Here is a 17,961-nt window from a genome sequence, read left to right on the forward strand (position 1 = left end):
GCGCCGCCTGGACCAGGTCTGTTGTGACGGCGATCCTGCCCGCTTGTGCCCGTTCGGTCGTGGACACGCCCGGGCTGTGACGGGTGGGGCGGGGCCGTCTGCGGGGGTGTATCGGCTGCTCAGGTGCCGTCCGCAGGTCCGGGGGGCGATGCCCGATCGGATCATGACTGTGCCCGAACGCCCGTACGGGCGGGCCCGTTTGCTGCCCGCCCGTCCTCCCGCGACCGCTCTTTCCGGTCAGTACGGCCAGATCGGCGGGTCGGTCACGAAGTGGCCGCCCAGGCAGGCGTGCGCCGGGTCGTCCGGGTCCAGTTCGCCCTGCTCGGCGATGAGCTTCGGCGCCCAGGGCTCGGAGTCGTCCTGCGGCTCGTAGCCGAGCGCGCGGGCGCCGCTCAGGTCCCACCACAGCCGGGTGTTGGCGGAGGAGCCGTGGACGACGGTGTGGCCGACGCCCTCGGCGGTCAGGGCCGCGTGGAAGAGGCGGGCGCCGTCGGCGGGGCTCATCCACACCGAGAGCATGCGCACACTGGTCGGTTCCGGGAAGCAGGAGCCGATGCGCACCGAGACCGTCTCCAGGCCGTGCTTGTCCCAGTAGAGCTGCGCGAGGTCCTCGCCGAAGCACTTGGACAGGCCGTAGAAGGTGTCCGGGCGGCGCGGGGTGCCGACGGGGATCAGGGGGTCGTCGCCCTGCGGGCGCGGGGTGTAGCCGACGGCGTGGTTGGAGGAGGCGAAGACGATCCGGCGGACGCCCTCCTCGCGGGCGGCCTCGTACAGGTGGTACGTGCCCTCGATGTTGGCCCTGAGGATCTTCTCGAACGGGGCTTCCAGGGAGATGCCCGCGAGGTGGATGATCGCGTCGACGCCCCGGACGGCCTCGCGCAGGGCGTCCCGGTCGGCGAGGTCGGCGGTGATCGCGTCGGGCGCGCCCTCGACGGGGCGCATGTCCAGCAGTCGCAGGTCGTAGCCGTAGTCCGGGAGCAGCCCGCGCATCAGGGTGCCGAGGCCGCCGGCGGCGCCGGTGAGCAGGACGGTGCGGACAGCGGGCATCCTCGGGTCTCCTTGACTCGCCGGTCGTGCAGATGAGCGCACGGCATTCATATGCGTGGACACGCTAGGGAGCCGGGGCGGAACCCGTCAAGTGGCCGGTGGAGTCGGTGAATCCGCTGGTGCGTCGCGGGTTCGTGCGCTTGACCGGCGCCGCGAGGGCGCCTTAGCGTGGTGGTGTTCAGAAATATAGACGCCAATCATGAATATGGAACCGGGAGAGCTCGTGACGTCAGCCCCTCTCGCCGCTCGACTCGACATCCCCAGCGGGCCGCTGTTCTTCCCGGTCACCGCCTTCGGACCCGACGGATCCGTGGACCTCGACACCTACCGCACCCACGTCCGCCGCGGGGTGGAGGCCGGGGCCGCGGCCGTGTTCGCCTGCTGCGGCACCGGCGAGTTCCACGCGCTGACGCCCGAGGAGTTCGACGCGTGCGTCCGGGCCGCCGTCGAGACGGCGGCGGGGCGGGTGCCCGTCGTCGCCGGCGCCGGCTACGGCACCGCGCTCGCCGTGCGCTACGCCCGCCTCGCCGAGGCGGCCGGGGCGGACGGGCTGCTGGCCATGCCGCCCTACCTCGTCGTCGCGGGGCAGGAAGGCCTGCTGCGGCACTACCGGGAGCTGGCCGCCGCGACCACCCTGCCGGTCGTCGTGTACCAGCGCGACAACGCGGTCTTCACCCCGGAGACCGTCGTCGAACTCGCCCGCACGGACGGCATCGTCGGCCTGAAGGACGGACTGGGCGACCTCGACCTGATGCAGCGCGTCGTCAGCGCCGTGCGCACCGAGGCCCCCGGGGACTTCCTGTACTTCAACGGCCTGCCGACCGCCGAACAGACCCAGCTCGCCTACCGCGCCCTCGGCGTCACGCTGTACTCCTCGGCCGTCTGCTGCTTCGCCCCCGAGATCGCCCTCGCCTTCCACCGCGCCCTGCGCGACGGCGACGACGACACCGCGCACACCCTGCTGGACGGCTTCTACCGGCCGTTCGTCGAACTGCGCGCCCGGGGCCGTGGTTACGCCGTCGCGCTCGTCAAGGCGGGCGTACGGCTGCGCGGACTGGACGTGGGCGAGGTGCGGCCGCCCCTCCAGGAACCGGCTGCGGACCACGTGAAGCAGCTCGCCGAAGTGATCGACCGCGGCTACGCACTGCTGGAGGAGACCACGTGAGGACGTCCGCGTTCGTCTACCCCTGGGACGTCGACGGGGACCCGGAGGCACCCGGGCGGATCGCCGCGCTCGGCGTGGAGCAGGTCACGCTCGCCGCCGCCTACCACTCCACCCGGGCCCTGACCCCCCGCCACCCCCGCCACCGCGTCGTCACCGCCGCCCACGCCGCCGTGCTGTATCCGCCGGGCGAGCGCTGGGACGGGCGCGCGCTGCGCCCCTACGCGGCCGGGGACTGGGCACCCGGGGACGCCTTCGGCGAGGCCGCAGCCGCCCTGGCCGGCGCCGGCCTGGAGGTGCACACCTGGGTCGTCCTGGCCCACAACTCCCGCCTCGGCGCCGAGCACCCGGACACCTCCGTCGTCAACGCCTACGGCGACCGCTACCCCTGGGCCCCCTGCATCGCCCAGCCCGCCACGCGCGCGTACCTCGTCGACCTGGCGGCCGAGGCGGCCGTACGGCCCGGAGCGCGCGGTACCGAACTGGAGTCCCTCGGCTGGTACGGCCTCCAGCATCTGCACGCGCACGACAAGACCGGCGGCGTGGCGCTCGGGGACGCCGGCCAGTACCTCATGGCGCTGTGCTTCTGCCCGTCCTGCCGGGACGGCTACGGCCGGCACGAAGCGGACGCGGGCGAACTCGCCGCCGCCGTGCGGGACGCGCTGGAACCGGTGTGGCGGGGAGCGCCCTCCGACGGAGGCTGGGCCGGCGTCGAGAAGCTGCTCGGGGAGCGGCTCGCGCACGCCACGCGCGCGTACCGCGACGCGACCGCACAGAGCCTGCAGCAGGACGCCGTCGCGGCGGTCCGGGCGGCGGCGCCCGAGGGCTTCCAGGTGCTGCTGCACGCCGACCCCGTGTCCTACCACGTCGGTGCCAACGCCGGTGTCGACCCGGCGCACATCCTCTCCGTCGCGGACGGCGTGGTCGTGCCCTGCGCCGGCGGCACCGGCCTCCTGGCGCCGTTCGCGGAGCACCGCCGCGAGGGCACCGTGCTCGCCGCCAACCTCACCGTCGTCTCCGGCATGGGCGGCAGCCCCGGCACCCTCGCCGCGGACGCCGCCGCGGCGCGCGGCCAGGGGGCCACCGAACTGCGGCTCTATCACGCCGGGTTGGCATCCGACGGCGACCTGGACGCGGTCCGCTCGGCCCTTGCGGGGCCCTGACCCAGCGCCGCCGCCGCGACCAGCAGGACCGCGCCCAGAGACACCAGCACCGGCCGGTGGCCCACCGCTTCCACCAGGACCGCGCCCGCGGCCAGCCCGGCCACGTTGGGCGCGTACACCAGGGTGTGGGCGGTGGCGGTGACCCGGCCCAGCAGCGGGCCGGGCGTCTCGCGCTGCACGGCGGTCAGCGCGGCGATCAGCACGGCGGGCAGCCCCGCGCCGATCGCCGCGCTGCACACCAGCGCCACCGCGTCGGACGGCACCGCCCGCAGGGCCGCGGCGAGGGCCAGCAGGGCGATGCCGTACGCGGCGAAGCGCCGCCCGCCCCAGCGCCGCAGGGCCGGGCCGCACAGCAGCCCGACGGCCACCGACCCGGCGCCCTGCACGGCGTACAGCACCCCGGTGTACGCGGGGGAGCGGTCCAGTGCGTCGACGACGGCGTAGATCATCGCCCCGTTCAGCCCGGCCCCGAGCATGGTGATGCCGCCCGCCAGCACCAGAGGGCGCAGGGTGGGGTGTGCCCACAGGTGGCGAACGCCCTCGGCCGTGCCGCGCCGGTGCCCGCCGGCCACCGGGGCGGGCCGGTCCTCCCGGAGCCGCACCAGGGCGTACAGGCCCGCGGCCAGCAGGAACGTCGCCGCGTCCAGGAGGGCCACGGCGGTGCCGCCGTACGCCGTGTACAGGCCGGCGCCCGCCAGCGGCGCCAGGAGCTTCATGCCCTCGGCGGCGGTCGTGCGCAGGCCGTTGAAGTCGCCCAGCAGGGGCCGGGGCACCGCCGACGCGACCAGGGCCGACTCGGCGGCGTCGTGCACGACGCCCGCCGCGCCGTACACCACCAGCACCGCGTACAGCAGCCACACGTCGCCCGGGCCCGTCACGCCCACCAGGCTGACCAGCAGGGCGCCCAGGAACACGTTGGTGCCGATCAGCAGCGGGGTGCGGCGGACCCGGTCGGCGACGGTGCCCAGCAGCGGACCGGCCAGGGTCGGCAGCCACAGGGCGAGCATGCACAGCGCGGCCAGCCCGTCCGAGCCGGTGAGCTCCTTCACCCACACCCCGCAGGCCAGCCACAGCGCCGAGGTGCCGAAGCCGGACACCACCACGCCGCACAGGTACAGCCCCGCGGCACGGTCGCGCAGTACGCGCAGCAGGGGCCAGGTCGTGAAGGTCGTCATGCCCGCCCATCGTGGTGCTGAGGCCCCGGGGAGGGGATCGGGCAGATGCCCTAGGAGCCTGGCCTGGGGAGGGGGCCGGGCCGTGCGCCGATGAGTTCCCCCGCCGGGGGCGGTCTGCCCTTGCGACGACTCACGAAGGAGCACCCCATGACCGACAGCACCACGGGCACGGCCGGCCCGGTCCTCGACCTCGGACCGCAGACGGAGGTCCTGGCGCGGCTCGCGGCCGGCGTCACCGACGAACAGCTCGCCGGCCCCACGCCCTGCCCGGACTACGCGGTGCGCCATCTGCTCGGTCACCTGCTGGGGCTGACCGTCGCCTTCCGCGACGCCGGACGCAAGGACCTCGGGGCCACCACGGACACCAGCCCGGACTCCGCGCTCCCGGACGTCACGCCCGGCTGGCGCGGGGAGCTGCCGAAGGCCCTGGCCGAACTGGCCGACGCCTGGCGCGACCCGGCCGCCTGGACCGGCGCGACCCGGGCCGGCGGCGTCGACCTGCCCGGGGACGTCGCGGGCCTGGTGGCCACCGACGAACTGGTCGTCCACGGCTGGGACCTGGCCCGTGCGACCGGCCAGGAGTACACCCCCGACCCCGATGCGCTGCGGGCCTGCCACGACTTCCTCGCCGCCGGGGTGGACGACCCCACCCGCGACGCGATCTTCGGCCCCGTCGTGCCGGTCGGGCCGCAGGCGTCCTTGCTGGACCGGGCCGTGGGGCTGAGCGGGCGGGAACCCGGGTGGAGGCCCCGGTCGTAGAAAGCGATTGCTGTTTCTTGCGTCGGAAGCATTGACGAAACAAACGCGCCCTCCTACGGTCATCGCGTCGTACTTCGTACGTCATATATGAGACGCGATACGCGAGATCCGCTACGCGATCCATCGAGACCGCGAGATCCGAGAGGCGCGCATGACCTCTGTGCCCACGCCGATCCCCTCCCGCACGCAGTACGTGCTGGAGGGGATCAAACACCGCATCCTCACCGGGCAGCTGACGCCGGGACAGGCGCTCGTCGAGACCGAGCTCGCCGCGCAGTTCGGGGTGTCCAAGACGCCCGTGCGCGAAGCGCTGAAGACACTCGCCGGCACCGGACTGGTCGTCATGAGCCAGTACAAGGGCGTCACGGTGCGCATGGTGGACGCGGACATGGCGCGCGAGGTCTACGACGTCCGCCTGCTGCTGGAGCCGGAGGCGCTGAGGCGGGCCGTGCAGCGCGGGGCCGGCCTGGACGCCGCCCGCGACGCGCTGACCCGCGCCGACGTCGCCACCGACACCGCCGAACGCTCCCTGGCCAACCGGGAGTTCCACCGCGCCCTGTACCTGCCGTGCGGCAACCCGCTGCTCGGCCGGATGCTCGACGAGGTCCGCGACCAGGCCGCCCTGGTCTCCGCCGTCGCCTGGGCCGCCTCGCCCTCCTGGGAGCGGGAGGCCGGCGAGCACCGGGAGATCCTCCGGCTCGCCCTGGACGGCGACGCCGACGGCGCGGCGCGCGCCCTGCACGCCCACATCGCGTCCTTCGTGCAACGCGCCTTCCCCGAGGCGGCCCTGGAACAGGAAGGTCAGGAATGAGCAGCGTGGCGTTCGAGACCCAGCGGGCCGCCCTGGCCGGCGTGGTGGCCATCCCGGTGACCCCGTTCGCCGAGGACGGCTCCGTCGACCGGGACACCCACCGGGCCCTGCTGCGCCGCCTGCTCGACGGCGGCATCACCACCCTCACCCCGAACGGCAACACCGGCGAGTTCTACGCCCTGACCCCCGACGAACGCCGCCTGGTCACGGAGCTCACCGTCGAGGAGGCCGGGGAGCGGGCCGTCGTCCTGGTCGGCGTCGGCCACGACGTCCCCACCGCCGTCGCCTCCGCCCGGCACGCCCGCGAGCTCGGCGCGCAGATGGTGATGGTCCACCAGCCCGTCCACCCCTACGTCTCCCAGGCCGGCTGGGTCGACTACCACCGGGCCGTCGCCGAGGCCGTCCCCGAGCTGGGCGTCGTCCCCTACATCCGCAACGCCCAGCTCACCGGCGCCCGCCTCGCCGAACTCGCCGACTCCTGCCCGAACGTCATCGGCGTGAAGTACGCCGTCCCCGACGCCTCCCGCTTCGCCGCGTTCGCCCGGGACGCCGGGCTGGAGCGGTTCGTGTGGGTCGCCGGGCTCGCCGAGCCCTACGCCCCCTCCTACTTCTCCGCGGGCGCCACCGGCTTCACCTCGGGGCTGGTGAACGTCGCCCCGGCCGTCTCCCTGAACATGATCGAGGCGCTGCGCTCCGGCGACTACCCGGCCGCCATGAAGGTCTGGGAGCAGATCCGCCGCTTCGAGGAGCTGCGCGCCGCCAACGGCTCCGCCGACAACGTCACGGTCGTCAAGGAGGCCCTGGCCTCCCTGGGGCTGTGCCGCCGCGAGGTCCGCCCGCCGAGCAAGCCGCTGGCGCAGGACGCGCGCGCCGAGGTCGCCGCCCTCGCCGCGGGGTGGTCCCTGTGACCGGCCGCCTGTCCCCGGAGGAGCTCAGGAGCCACCAGTGGTACGGCACCGAGGGCCAGTTGCGCACCTGGTCGCACAACGCCCGGATGCGGCAGCTCGGTTACGAGGCGGAGGAGTACCTGGGCCGCCCGGTGATCGCCGTGCTCAACACCTGGTCCGACATCAACCCCTGCCACGTCCACCTGCGCGAGCGGGCCGAGGCGGTCAAGCGGGGGGTGTGGCAGGCGGGCGGCTTCCCGCTGGAGTTCCCGGTCGCCACGCTCTCCGAGACGTACCAGAAGCCCACCCCGATGCTCTACCGCAACCTGCTGGCGATGGAGACCGAGGAGCTGCTGCGGTCGTACCCGGTCGACGCGGCGGTCCTGCTCGGCGGCTGCGACAAGTCGACGCCCGCCCTGCTCATGGGCGCGGCCTCGGCCGACGTGCCGGCCCTCTTCGTGCCCGCGGGGCCGATGCTGCCGGGCCACTGGCGGGGGGAAACCCTCGGGTCCGGCACCGACATGTGGAAGTACTGGGACGAGCACCGCGCCGGCAACCTGACCGACTGCGACCTGCGGGAGCTCCAGGGCAGGCTGGCGAGGTCGCCCGGTCACTGCATGACCATGGGGACCGCCTCCACGATGACCGCGGCGGCCGAAGCCCTCGGCATGACGCTGCCCGGCGCCTCCTCGATCCCGGCCGTCGACTCCGCCCACGAGCGGATGGCCGCCGCGTCCGGGCGCCGTGCCGTGGAACTCGCCTGGACCGCCCTCCGGCCGTCCCGGATCCTCACCCGCGAGGCCTTCGAGGACGCCGTCACCACGGTGCTCGGGCTCGGCGGCTCCACCAACGCCGTCATCCACCTGATCGCCATGGCGGGCCGCGCCGGCGTCCGGCTCACCCTCGACGACTTCGACCGCGTCGCCCGCACCGTGCCGGTGCTCGCCGACGTCCGGCCCGGCGGACGGACGTACCTCATGGAGGACTTCCACTTCGCCGGGGGGCTGCCGGCCTTCCTGACCCGGATCACCGACCTGCTGCACCTGGACCGGCCCACCGTCAACGGCACCCTGGGGGAGCAGATCGCGAACGCCGTCGTGCACGACGACGACGTCATCAGGCCCCGACACCACCCCGTCGCCGCCGAGGGCGGAGTCGCCGTGCTGCGCGGCAACCTCTGCCCGGACGGCGCCGTCATCAAGCACATCGCCGCCGAGCCGCACCTGCTCAAGCACACCGGGCCCGCGGTCGTCTTCGACGACTACCGGACCATGCAGCGCACCATCGACGACCCGGCACTGGGCATCACCGCCGACCATGTGCTCGTGCTGCGGGGCGCCGGCCCCAAGGGCGGCCCCGGCATGCCCGAGTACGGGATGCTGCCGCTGCCCGACCACCTGCTCAAGCAGGGCGTGCGGGACATGGTCCGCATCTCCGACGCCCGGATGAGCGGCACCAGTTACGGCACCTGCGTGCTGCACGTGGCGCCCGAGTCCCACGTCGGCGGCCCGCTCGCCCTCGTACGCACCGGCGACCCGATCACCCTGGACGTCGAGGCGCGCAGCCTCCACCTCCACGTGGACGACGAGGAGCTCGAGCGGCGCAGAGCGGCCTGGACACCGCCGCCCGCCCGGTACGAGCGCGGCTACGGCGCCCTCTACGACGAGCAGATCACCCAGGCCGACACCGGCTGCGACTTCGGGTTCCTCGCCCGGCCGGGCCGGGTCGCCGACCCGTACGCGGGCTGAACGGCCGCACCGCACAGGCACCTCCGGCACCACCAGGCATCTCCGGCACCACCAGCCACCTCCGGCACCACCAGCCACCTCCGGCGCCACACAGGCACCTCCGGCACGACCCGGCCCGGCGCCGCCCGGGCAGAAAGCGCTTGCTCCACACGTCCGACGCACCACGCACAGACGTACCGAGAACGGAGAACAGTCATGGCCCAAGCCGCAGCCGTGGCGAAACCGCCCGCGCCACCGAGGCGGCGCCGTGCCTCCGCCACCCCGCGCAGGCTCCCGTACCTGCTGATCGCGCCCGCCGCCCTGCTCATGCTGGGCTTCATCGCCTACCCGGTCATCAGCGTCTTCTACTACAGCCTGCAGCACTACAACCCCACCAAGCCCTGGCGGAACGGCTTCGCGGGCTTCGACAACTTCGTCCACGCCTTCACCGAGGACCCCGTCTTCTGGGACACCCTCGTCTTCAGCGCCCAATGGGTCTTCGTCGAGGTCGGGCTCCAGCTGCTGTTCGGTCTCGCGCTGGCCCTCGTCGTCAACCAGACCTTCGTCGGCCGGGGCCTGGGGCGGGCCCTGGTGTTCTCCCCGTGGGCCGTCTCCGGCGTGCTGACCTCCGCGATCTGGGTGCTGCTCTACAACTCCCAGACGGGCATCACCCGTTACCTCGCCGACCTGGGCATCGGCTCCTACGGGACCAGCTGGCTGTCGGACACCTCCACCGTGTTCCCGGCGACGGTCGTGGCCGACCTGTGGCGCGGTGTGCCGTTCTTCGCGATCCTCATCCTCGCCGACCTCCAGTCCGTCTCGAAGGACCTCTACGAGGCCGCCGAGGTCGACGGGGCCGGCCGCCTCAAGCAGTTCTGGCACATCACGCTGCCGCACCTGAAGGACGCCATCATCCTGTCCACGCTGCTGCGCGCGGTGTGGGAGTTCAACAACGTCGACCTGCTCTACACCCTGACCGGCGGCGGACCCGCGGGCGAGACGACCACGCTGCCGCTGTACATCGCCAACACGTCCGTCGACGCCCACAACTTCGGCTACGCGTCGGCCCTGACCACCGTGGCGTTCGTGATCCTGCTCTTCTGCTCGATGGTCTACCTGCGGCTGAGCAAGTTCGGAGGCGAGAACAAGTGAGCGTGAAGGAAGCCACCAGGACGGCGCCCGTCCCCGTGCGCGCCACCCCCGGGCCGCCGCGGCCCGTCCACCGGCACCGCGCCTGGGACCAGGCGCCCCGCTGGCAGATCTACCTGCCCCTGGGCATCTACCTGCTGTTCACCCTCGTCCCCTTCTACTGGATCCTGCTGTTCTCGCTGCGCCCGGCGGGCTCGACCTCGCTCGTGCCCTGGCCGGTCACCTTCGAGCACTTCGAGAAGGTCTGGACGGACCGCAGCTTCGGCACCTACTTCGCCAACAGCGTCCTCGTCGGCGTCGCCACCCTCGTCATGACGACGCTGGTCGCCCTGGCCGGCGGCTACGCCCTGGCCCGGTTCGACTTCAGGATCAAGCGCGGCTTCATGCTGGCCCTGCTGTGCTCGCAGTTCGTGCCCGGCGCACTGCTGCTGGTCCCGCTCTTCGAGATCTTCGCCGAGCTGCAGATGATCAACTCGCTGGGCAGCGTCATCCTCGCCGAGACGGTGTTCCAGCTGCCCCTGTCGATCATCCTGATCAGCAACTTCATCAAGAACGTGCCGCCCTCCCTGGAGGAGGCGGCCTGGGTGGACGGGTGCAGCCGCATGACGGCGTTCCGCATCGTCGTCCTGCCACTGCTGCGGCCCGGCCTGATCGCCGTCGGCTCCTTCGCCTTCGTCCACTCCTGGAACCACTTCCTGTTCGCCCTGATGTTCCTCAACAACCAGGACAAGCAGACGATCCCGGTCGGCCTCAACTCCCTGATGAGCGCCGACAGCGTCGACCTGGGCGCACTCGCCGCGGGCGGCATCATCGCGGCCGTGCCGGTCGTGATCGTGTTCGCGTTCATCCAGAAGTGGCTGATCACCGGGTTCAGCGCCGGGGCGGTGAAGGGATGAGGCCGCGCAACGCGGGGCGGGCGACCGCCCCGGGGGGTGGAGTGCACCGGGGTGCGGCCGCCGGGCGGGTGGCCGCCTCGCGGGGCGGAGCGGTCCGGACCGCCGCAGCGAGGCGGGTGCCGAGCTGTGCCGCGGCAGCCGGGCGGGTCCCGCGCCGCGCCGCGCCAGCCGGGCGGGTCCCCGTCCAGGCGGCCACAGTCGGCCGGGCGGTCATCCCGGAGGGTCAGATGCACCGGGGTGCGGACGCCGGGCAGACGGCCGCCTCGCAGGGCGGAGCGGTCCGGACCGCCGCAGCGAGGCGGGTGCCGAGCTGTGCCGCGGCAGCCGGGCGGGTCCCGGTCCGCGTGGCCGCAGCCGGGCGGGTCCCCGCCCACGCGGCCACAGTCGGCCGGGCGGTCATCCTGGAGGGTCGGGTGCACTGGGGTGCGGCCGCCGGGCGGGTGGCCGCCTCGCAGGGCGGAGCTGCCCGGACCGCCGCAGCGAGGCGGGCGCCGAACTGTGCCGCGGCAGCCGGGCGAGTCCCGGTCCGCGTGGCCGCAGCCGGGCGGGTCCCCGCCCACGCGGCCACAGTCGGCCGGGTCCCCGTCCATCCCGCCACAGTCGGCCGGGTGGTCATCCCGGAGGGTCGGGTGCACCGGGGTGCGGACGCCGGGTGGGGGCCGGTTCGCGCCGGCGCGGCCGGGTCGGCTCCCGCCGTCGGAGCGGGGAGGATCCCGTGAGCGCACCCGTGCCCGTCGTCCTCGCCGGTGCCCGCGGTCACGGCCGCTGGCACGTCGCGAACATCCGGCGTCTCCAGCAGCGGGGCCTCGTCCGGCTGGTGGGCGTCTGCGAGCTGACGCCGCTGGCCGGCCGGGAGCTCGACGGCCTGGGGACCCCCGAGCAGTCCGCCGACCTCGGGGCGCTGCTGGACTCCACGGGCGCCCGGATCGCCGTGATCTGCACGCCCATCCCCACCCACACCGACCTGGCCCTCACGGCCGCCGGACGCGGGGTGCACCTCCTGCTGGAGAAGCCGCCCGCGCCCTCCTACGCGGAGTTCCGCCGGATGGCCGACGGGGTCGCCGCCGCCGGGGTCGCCTGCCAGATCGGCTTCCAGTCGCTCGGCTCGCACGCCCTGCCCGCCGTCCGCGCCCTGATCGCCGAGGGCGCCATCGGCACCCTGGCCGGCGTCGGCGGCGCCGGGGCCTGGGTCCGCGACGAGGACTACTTCCGCCGGGCGCCCTGGGCGGGCAGACGGCGGATGAACGGCGTCGACGTGATCGACGGGGCGCTGACCAACCCCCTCGCCCACGCCGTCGCCACCGCGCTCGCCCTCGGCGGCAGCAGCCGCGCCGAGGACGTCCTCGGTGTCGAGACGGAACTGCTGCGCGCCAACGCCATCGAGTCCGACGACACCTCCTGTGTCCGCGTCACCACCGCTCAGGGCCACCCGGTCACCGTGGCCGCGACCCTGTGCGCCGAGCGGGCGGACGAGCCGTACGTGCTGGCGCACGGCAGCAGCGGCCGGATCACCTTCTGGTACAAGCAGGACCGCGTGCTGCTCCAGCGCGCCGGGCACGGCCCGCAGGAGACCGGGCACGGGCGCACCGACCTGCTGGAGAACCTCGTCGCGCACCTCACCACCGGCGCCGCCCTGCTGGCCCCGCCGGAGGCGACCGGCGCGTTCATGAAGGTGGTGGAGGCCGTCCGCACCGCGCCCGACCCGGCGCCGCTGCCGGACACCGCCTGGCACCGGGTCCCCGGCGAGCATCGCCGGGTGGTGCCCGGCATCGACGGACTCGTCGCGGCCGCCGCCGACACCCTCTCCCTCTACTCCGAGCTCGGCGCCCCCTGGGCCCCGGCCGCCGAACCCCTGCCGAACGAGGTGAAGACCCGATGACCGGCGACGACACACCCATCCTGCGGGTGGCCGGCCGGCCGGTCGCCCGGTACGTCACCCGCCCCGAACTGCCCGCCCGGCTGTCGCCGCGCCCCTACCTGCACCCCGTCACCACCCTGGCCGGCACCACCGTGACCGAGTCCGGTCCGGCCGACCACGCACACCACCTCGGCGTCGGTGTCGCCGTTCCCGACGTCGAGGGGTTCAACTTCTGGGGCGGGCGCACCTATGTGCGCGACCGGGGCCCGACCGAGCTGGACAACCACGGTGCCCAGCGGCACGTCGCCTTCCAGCTGCGCGACCCGGACCGCTTCGTCCAGGAACTGCGCTGGGTCGCCGCGGGCGGCGAGCTGCTGCGCGAGCGCCGCACCCTCGCCGCCGCCGAACTCACCGACCGCGCCTGGGCGCTGGACATCAGCTTCTCCCTCATCAACGTCAGCGGGAGACCGCTGTCCCTCGGCAGCCCGGCGACGAACGGCCGCCCGGGCGCCGCCTACGGTGGCTTCTTCTGGCGGGCCCGCAAGGAGGCGGCCCCGCCGCAGGTGTTCACCGCCGACCGTGACGGCGAGGCCGAGGCGCACGGCAGGAGCGCCGACTGGCTGGCCCTGACCGGATCGGACTGGACGCTCGTCTTCGCCGGGGCCACCGAACGGACCCGCAGGGACCCCTGGTTCGTGCGGACCGCGGAGTACCCCGGGGTCGGGTCCTCGCTGGCCTGCGACGGCCGGCTGCCGATCCCGCCGGGCGGGACCGCGGTCCGCCGGATCGTCACCGTGGTCGCCGACGGCCGCCTCGACTGGGAGGGCGCGGCCTCCCTCGTCCGCAAGGCGGTGAGCGCGTGACGCGCGGAACGCTCCTGGACGCGGACACCTACACCAACCCGGTCCTCGACGCCGACTGGTCCGACCCGGACGTCGTGTGCGTCGGCGACGACTTCTACCTGACGGCCTCCAGCTTCGGCCGGTCGCCCGGCCTGCCGCTGCTGCACTCGCGCGACCTGGTCAACTGGACGCTGATCGGCCACGCCCTCGAACGCCTCTCCCCCGGGGAGGAGTTCGCGGCCCCCCGGCACGACTGCGGCGTGTGGGCGCCGTCCCTGAGGTATCACGACGAGCGGTTCTGGATCTTCTGGGGCGACCCCGACCGGGGTGTGTTCCAGGTCAACGCACCGGACGTCAGGGGCCCCTGGAGCAGCCCGCTCCTGCTGAAGGCGGGCAAGGGGCTGATCGACGCCTGCCCCCTGTGGGACGAGGAGACGGGAGAGGCGTACCTGGTGCACGCCTGGGCCAGGTCCCGCTCCGGCGTCAAGAACCGCCTCACCGGCCACCGCATGCGTGCGGACGGCACCGGACTCCTCGACGAGGGCACGGTGATCGTCGACGGCGACCGCATCCCCGGCTGGTTCACCCTGGAGGGCCCCAAGCTCTACCGGCACGACGGCTGGTTCTGGATCCTCGCCCCCGCGGGCGGTGTCGAGACCGGCTGGCAGGGCGCCTTCCGCTCCCGCGGCTTCTTCGGGCCGTACGAGGAGCGGATCGTGCTGGAGCAGAAGGACACCGGTGTCAACGGCCCCCACCAGGGCGGCTGGGTGCGCACCCCGTCCGGCGAGGACTGGTTCCTGCACTTCCAGCAGCGCGGCCCCTACGGGCGGGTCGTGCACCTCCAGCCCGTGCGCTGGGAGCACGGCTGGCCGGTCATCGGCGACGACGGCGCCCCCGTCACCGTGCACCGCCGCCCCGCCCTGCCACCGCAACCACCCGCCGCCCCCGCCACCGACGACGCCTTCCCCGGCGGGCGGTACGGCGTGCAGTGGCAGTGGACTGCCGATCCGGCCGACGGTTGGGCCACCCGGCACTCCGGGGACGGACTGCGGCTGGTGTGCGTCCGCTCGGGCGGCCCCCACGACCTGCGCACGCTGCCTCATGTGCTGACCCAGCGGCTGCCCGGCAGCCCTTGCGCGGCCGAGGTGGAACTGCGCCTGGACAGCGGCGAGGCGGGGGCGCGGGCGGGCCTCGCCGTGCTCGGCGACGCGTACTCCTGGATCGGCCTGCAACGGGGCACCGACGGGTCCGTGCACCTCGTGCACCGCTTCGCCGAGGCCGCCGGGGGCGGGGAGCGGGACGCCGGGCACGCCCGGCCCGCCCCCGGCGGCCGGGCCCGGCTGCGCGTCGAGATCGGCCCGGGCGCGCGCTGCCGCTTCTCGGCCGACACCGGCGACGGATTCCGGCCGTCCGGGCCCGTCTTCGCGGCCACCGCGTGGCGCTGGGTCGGCGCCCTGCTCGGCCTGTTCGCGCTCGCGCCCGACGGCCCGGGACACGCCGGGCCCGCGACCTTCACCGGCTTCACCGTCACCCCCGCATGACCCACCTCGTACGCCTGTGGGGAGCCCTGACGACGCCCCCCGCAGCAAGCGCTCGCGAAGGGCTCCGACGCCTCTCGCCGTCCCCCCACACCCACGAGTTCCGCTGGATCAGGAAGAAGAGAGCCGACCAATGAAGATCAGCAATCGCAGAAGCAGGCGCGCCGCCACGGTCGTCGCCCTGGGGGCCGTGCTCGCGCTGACCGCCACCGCCTGTGGTGACGACGGCAGCGGGGCGGGCGGCGACAAGGGCGCCGAGGGCAGCGGCAAGGGCAGGATCGTCTTCTGGGACAACAACGGCGGTGTCCGCACCGAGATCTGGAAGGAGATCATCGCCGACTTCGAGAAGGCCAACCCGGACATCGACGTCGAGTACGTCGGGATCGCCGCCACCGAGTACCAGTCGAAGGTCGACACCGCCCTCCAGGGTGGCGGGCTACCCGACGTGGGCGGTGTCGGATCGGCGATGATCGCCGGGTTCGCCGCGCAGGGCGCCCTGGAACCGCTGGACGAGCGGCTCGCCGGCTCCTCCCTCGACGGCCGGCTCAACAAGGACATGGTCGAGTCGCTGAAGGCGGCCGGCGGCGACGACACGCTCTACTCGGTCCCGACCTCCGCCAACAACGGCGTGCTGTACTACCGCACCGACCTGTTCGAGAAGGCCGGGCTGGAGGAGCCCACGACGTGGGAGCGGTTCTTCACGGCCGCCGAGAAGCTGACGGACAAGGGCGGCAACGCGTTCGGCTACACGATCCGCGGCGGCGCCGGGTCCATCGCGCAGGCGCTGGACGCCATGTACGGGCAGTCCGGGATCACCTCGTTCTGGGACGCCGGCGGCGAGAGGACCACGCTCGACGACCCGAAGAACGTGGCGGCGCTGGAGAAGTACGCGGGCCTGTACAAGAAGGTCACCCCGGCCGCCGACCTCAACAACGACTTCACGAAGATGGTCGCGCAGTGGGACTCCGGCACCATCGGCATGCTGAACCACAACCTGGGCTCGTACCAGGACCATGTGAAGGCCCTCGGCGCCGACAAGTTCCGCGGCGTTCCGCAGCCGACCGGTCCGGGCGGCAAGCGCGTGCAGGTCTCCAACCCCGTGGACGGGCTGGGACTGTTCAAGAGCGGCAAGAACAAGGAAGCCGCCTGGAAGTTCATCGAGTTCGCCACGTCCCGGGCCGAGAACTCGAAGTTCAACGAGGCCGCGGGCCAGGTGCCGTCGAACACCGACGCGGCGAAGGACCCGTGGATCTCGAAGGCCGAGCCGACGAAGCTGGCGGCGCAGGCGCTGTCGGACGGTTCCACGTCGATCGTGCAACTGCCGTACTACCTGCCCGACTGGAACACGATCTCCAAGGCGGACAACGAGCCGAACTTCCAGAAGGTCCTGCTCGGGAAGATGAGCGCGAAAGCGTTCCTGGACACCATGGCCGAGCAGCTGAACGCCGCGCAGAAGGAGTGGAACGAGCAGAAGGCGTAGGCGCGGTGACGACCGCGGGGCGGCCTGACGTGTGCCGGGTGCGGGCCGCCCCCCGGCCGGTCGCGCAGGTCCCCGCACGCCCGGAGGCAGCCCCCCTCCGCTCGAAAGGTGCTCCACGTGTCCGCAGACCCGACGCAGAAGGAAGAGAGCAGAACCATGAACGTCCGCAAGTGTCATGATCATGCCATTGTGAGAGCGGTCGCCGTGGCCGGATGTGCCGCCCTCGTGCTGGCCGTGAGCGGAACGGGCGCCCAGGCCCGGCCGTTCGACCCCGCCCGCGCGACCCTGCCGGCCGGCGACGGCTGGGGTTCGTACGGCACCGGCACCACGGGCGGCGCCGCCGCCGACGCCGCACACGTGCACACCGTCACCACCTGGGAGCAGTTCCGGGCCGCCCTGCGGCAGGGCGGATCCGCACCGAAGATCATCAAGATCAAGGGGATGATCGACGCCGTCTCGCAGGGCTGCGACGCGTTCGCGGCCGAGGGCTACGACCTCGGGACCTACCTCGCCGCCTACGACCCGGCCGTCTGGGGCCACGACAAGCCGGTCAGCGGGGAGCAGGAGGACCTGCGGGCCGCGTCGGCCGCCCGCCAGGACGCCGCCATCAAGGCGAACGTGCCGGCCAATACCACCATCGTCGGCGTGGGCAGAGGCGCCGGGATCCGCGGCGGCAGCCTCCAGATCAAGGGCGTCGACAACGTCATCGTCCGCAACCTCCACCTCGAGGCGCCGGTCGACTGCTTCCCGCAGTGGGACCCGACCGACGACGGCAACACCGGCGCCTGGAACTCCGAGTACGACGGAGTGGTGGTGTACGGCTCCACCCATGTGTGGATCGACCACAACACGCTCACCGACGGGCGCCACCCCGACAGCTCCCTCCCGCAGTACTTCGGCAAGGTGTACCAGCAGCACGACGGGCTGCTGGACGTGGTGCGCGGCTCGGACCACGTGACCGTGTCCTGGAACGCGTTCCGCGACCACGACAAGACGATGCTCATCGGCAACAGCGACGGCGCCACCGCCGACGACACCGGCAAGCTCAAGGTCACCCTCCACCACAACCGCTTCGAGGGCATCGTCGAGCGCGCCCCCCGGGTGCGCTTCGGGCAGGTCGACTCGTACAACAACCACTTCGTCGTCACCAAGGGCCAGAAGTGGGGGTACGTCTACGGCATCGGCAAGGAGTCCCGGCTCGTCGCCGAGCACAACGCCTTCACGCTGGCCCCCGGGTTCAGCCCGGCGAAGATCCTCAAGAAGTGGAGCGAGGCCCCCCTCACCGCCGCGGACAACTACGTCAACGGCAGGCGCACCGACCTCGTCGCCGTGCACAACGCCGAGATCCCGGGCGAGTTCCTGCAGACCGGTGCGGGCTGGACGCCCACCCTGCGCACCCGGGTGGACCCGCCCAGGGCCGTGCCCGGCATCGTCGGGCAGCGCGCCGGCGCCGGCCGCCTCCGCTGA

The 17,961-nt window shown here is 73.4% G+C and carries 15 protein-coding genes; 13 read left to right on the plus strand and 2 right to left on the minus strand.

Going from position 1 to position 17,961, the window contains the following annotated elements; genetic code table 11:
- Positions 1-237: 237 nt before the first annotated feature.
- Positions 238-1,047 carry an NAD-dependent epimerase/dehydratase family protein gene (locus ACH4C6_RS33085; protein WP_398112363.1) on the minus strand — a complete coding sequence of 270 codons (810 nt, stop codon included), beginning with the start codon at positions 1,045-1,047 and terminating at the stop codon, positions 238-240.
- Positions 1,048-1,270: 223 nt separating this feature from the next.
- Between ACH4C6_RS33085 and ACH4C6_RS33090 the strand changes: the two genes are divergently transcribed.
- Both ACH4C6_RS33090 and ACH4C6_RS33095 read left to right on the plus strand, forming a co-directional pair.
- Positions 1,271-2,212, plus strand: coding sequence for a 5-dehydro-4-deoxyglucarate dehydratase (locus tag ACH4C6_RS33090; protein WP_398112364.1), 942 nt, complete (start codon positions 1,271-1,273; stop codon positions 2,210-2,212).
- A complete protein-coding gene (locus ACH4C6_RS33095) occupies positions 2,209-3,372 on the plus strand; it encodes a hypothetical protein (protein ID WP_398112365.1) in 1,164 nt (387 codons plus the stop codon). Before ACH4C6_RS33090 ends, ACH4C6_RS33095 begins: the two co-directional genes overlap by 4 nt.
- Here ACH4C6_RS33095 and ACH4C6_RS33100 read toward each other — a convergent pair.
- Positions 3,309-4,547 carry an MFS transporter gene (locus tag ACH4C6_RS33100; RefSeq protein ID WP_398112367.1) on the minus strand — a complete coding sequence of 413 codons (1,239 nt, stop codon included), beginning with the start codon at positions 4,545-4,547 and terminating at the stop codon, positions 3,309-3,311. The genes ACH4C6_RS33095 and ACH4C6_RS33100 overlap by 64 nt on opposite strands.
- Positions 4,548-4,694: 147 nt before the next feature.
- On the opposite strand from ACH4C6_RS33100, the gene ACH4C6_RS33105 reads away from it, so the two are divergent.
- From ACH4C6_RS33105 to ACH4C6_RS33155, 11 genes are all read left to right on the plus strand, one after another.
- Positions 4,695-5,306 (plus strand): TIGR03086 family metal-binding protein, encoded by a 612-nt coding sequence (locus tag ACH4C6_RS33105; protein WP_398112368.1) that lies wholly within the window; start codon positions 4,695-4,697, stop codon positions 5,304-5,306.
- Between the two features lie 151 nt (positions 5,307-5,457).
- Entirely contained in the window at positions 5,458-6,117 is a 660-nt protein-coding gene (locus tag ACH4C6_RS33110; protein ID WP_398112369.1) for a GntR family transcriptional regulator, read from the plus strand.
- Positions 6,114-7,025, plus strand: coding sequence for a dihydrodipicolinate synthase family protein (locus ACH4C6_RS33115; protein WP_398112370.1), 912 nt, complete (start codon positions 6,114-6,116; stop codon positions 7,023-7,025). Before ACH4C6_RS33110 ends, ACH4C6_RS33115 begins: the two co-directional genes overlap by 4 nt.
- On the plus strand, positions 7,022-8,752 hold the full coding sequence (araD, locus tag ACH4C6_RS33120; RefSeq protein ID WP_398112372.1) for an L-arabinonate dehydratase: 1,731 nt from the start codon (positions 7,022-7,024) through the stop codon (positions 8,750-8,752). Before ACH4C6_RS33115 ends, araD begins: the two co-directional genes overlap by 4 nt.
- 195 nt (positions 8,753-8,947) lie before the next feature.
- Positions 8,948-9,883 (plus strand): carbohydrate ABC transporter permease, encoded by a 936-nt coding sequence (locus ACH4C6_RS33125; protein ID WP_398112373.1) that lies wholly within the window; start codon positions 8,948-8,950, stop codon positions 9,881-9,883.
- The gene (locus tag ACH4C6_RS33130; RefSeq protein WP_398112374.1) at positions 9,880-10,776 is read left to right on the plus strand and encodes a carbohydrate ABC transporter permease; all 897 of its coding nucleotides are present in this window, start codon (positions 9,880-9,882) and stop codon (positions 10,774-10,776) included. The genes ACH4C6_RS33125 and ACH4C6_RS33130 overlap by 4 nt, the downstream gene beginning before the upstream one ends.
- Before the next feature lie 715 nt (positions 10,777-11,491).
- Positions 11,492-12,655: a Gfo/Idh/MocA family protein gene (locus ACH4C6_RS33135; protein ID WP_398112375.1), complete on the plus strand. Its 1,164-nt coding sequence runs from the start codon at positions 11,492-11,494 to the stop codon at positions 12,653-12,655.
- On the plus strand, positions 12,652-13,497 hold the full coding sequence (locus tag ACH4C6_RS33140) for a PmoA family protein (RefSeq protein WP_398112376.1): 846 nt from the start codon (positions 12,652-12,654) through the stop codon (positions 13,495-13,497). Before ACH4C6_RS33135 ends, ACH4C6_RS33140 begins: the two co-directional genes overlap by 4 nt.
- 14 nt (positions 13,498-13,511) lie before the next feature.
- Positions 13,512-15,017, plus strand: coding sequence for a family 43 glycosylhydrolase (locus tag ACH4C6_RS33145; RefSeq protein WP_398112408.1), 1,506 nt, complete (start codon positions 13,512-13,514; stop codon positions 15,015-15,017).
- Positions 15,018-15,147: 130 nt separating this feature from the next.
- Positions 15,148-16,494, plus strand: a complete 1,347-nt coding sequence (locus tag ACH4C6_RS33150; RefSeq protein WP_398112377.1) for an ABC transporter substrate-binding protein — start codon at positions 15,148-15,150, stop codon at positions 16,492-16,494.
- Positions 16,495-16,650: 156 nt separating this feature from the next.
- The gene (locus ACH4C6_RS33155) at positions 16,651-17,961 is read left to right on the plus strand and encodes a polysaccharide lyase family 1 protein (RefSeq protein ID WP_398112409.1); all 1,311 of its coding nucleotides are present in this window, start codon (positions 16,651-16,653) and stop codon (positions 17,959-17,961) included.

The organism is Streptomyces sp. NPDC017943 (assembly GCF_044328425.1).
Taxonomy (GTDB): Bacteria; Actinomycetota; Actinomycetes; order Streptomycetales; family Streptomycetaceae; genus Streptomyces; species Streptomyces djakartensis_A.

What these genes read in the sequence shown, in the direction of transcription:
- ACH4C6_RS33085 (WP_398112363.1), bottom strand. Translation starts at nt 1,047, where the DNA reads ATGCCCGCTGTCCGCACCGTCCTGCTCACCGGCGCCGCCGGCGGCCTC.
- ACH4C6_RS33100 (WP_398112367.1), bottom strand. Translation starts at nt 4,547, where the DNA reads ATGACGACCTTCACGACCTGGCCCCTGCTGCGCGTACTGCGCGACCGT.
- ACH4C6_RS33105 (WP_398112368.1), top strand. Translation starts at nt 4,695, where the DNA reads ATGACCGACAGCACCACGGGCACGGCCGGCCCGGTCCTCGACCTCGGA.
- ACH4C6_RS33110 (WP_398112369.1), top strand. Translation starts at nt 5,458, where the DNA reads ATGACCTCTGTGCCCACGCCGATCCCCTCCCGCACGCAGTACGTGCTG.
- ACH4C6_RS33115 (WP_398112370.1), top strand. Translation starts at nt 6,114, where the DNA reads ATGAGCAGCGTGGCGTTCGAGACCCAGCGGGCCGCCCTGGCCGGCGTG.
- ACH4C6_RS33125 (WP_398112373.1), top strand. Translation starts at nt 8,948, where the DNA reads ATGGCCCAAGCCGCAGCCGTGGCGAAACCGCCCGCGCCACCGAGGCGG.
- ACH4C6_RS33140 (WP_398112376.1), top strand. Translation starts at nt 12,652, where the DNA reads ATGACCGGCGACGACACACCCATCCTGCGGGTGGCCGGCCGGCCGGTC.
- ACH4C6_RS33150 (WP_398112377.1), top strand. Translation starts at nt 15,148, where the DNA reads ATGAAGATCAGCAATCGCAGAAGCAGGCGCGCCGCCACGGTCGTCGCC.
- ACH4C6_RS33155 (WP_398112409.1), top strand. Translation starts at nt 16,651, where the DNA reads ATGAACGTCCGCAAGTGTCATGATCATGCCATTGTGAGAGCGGTCGCC.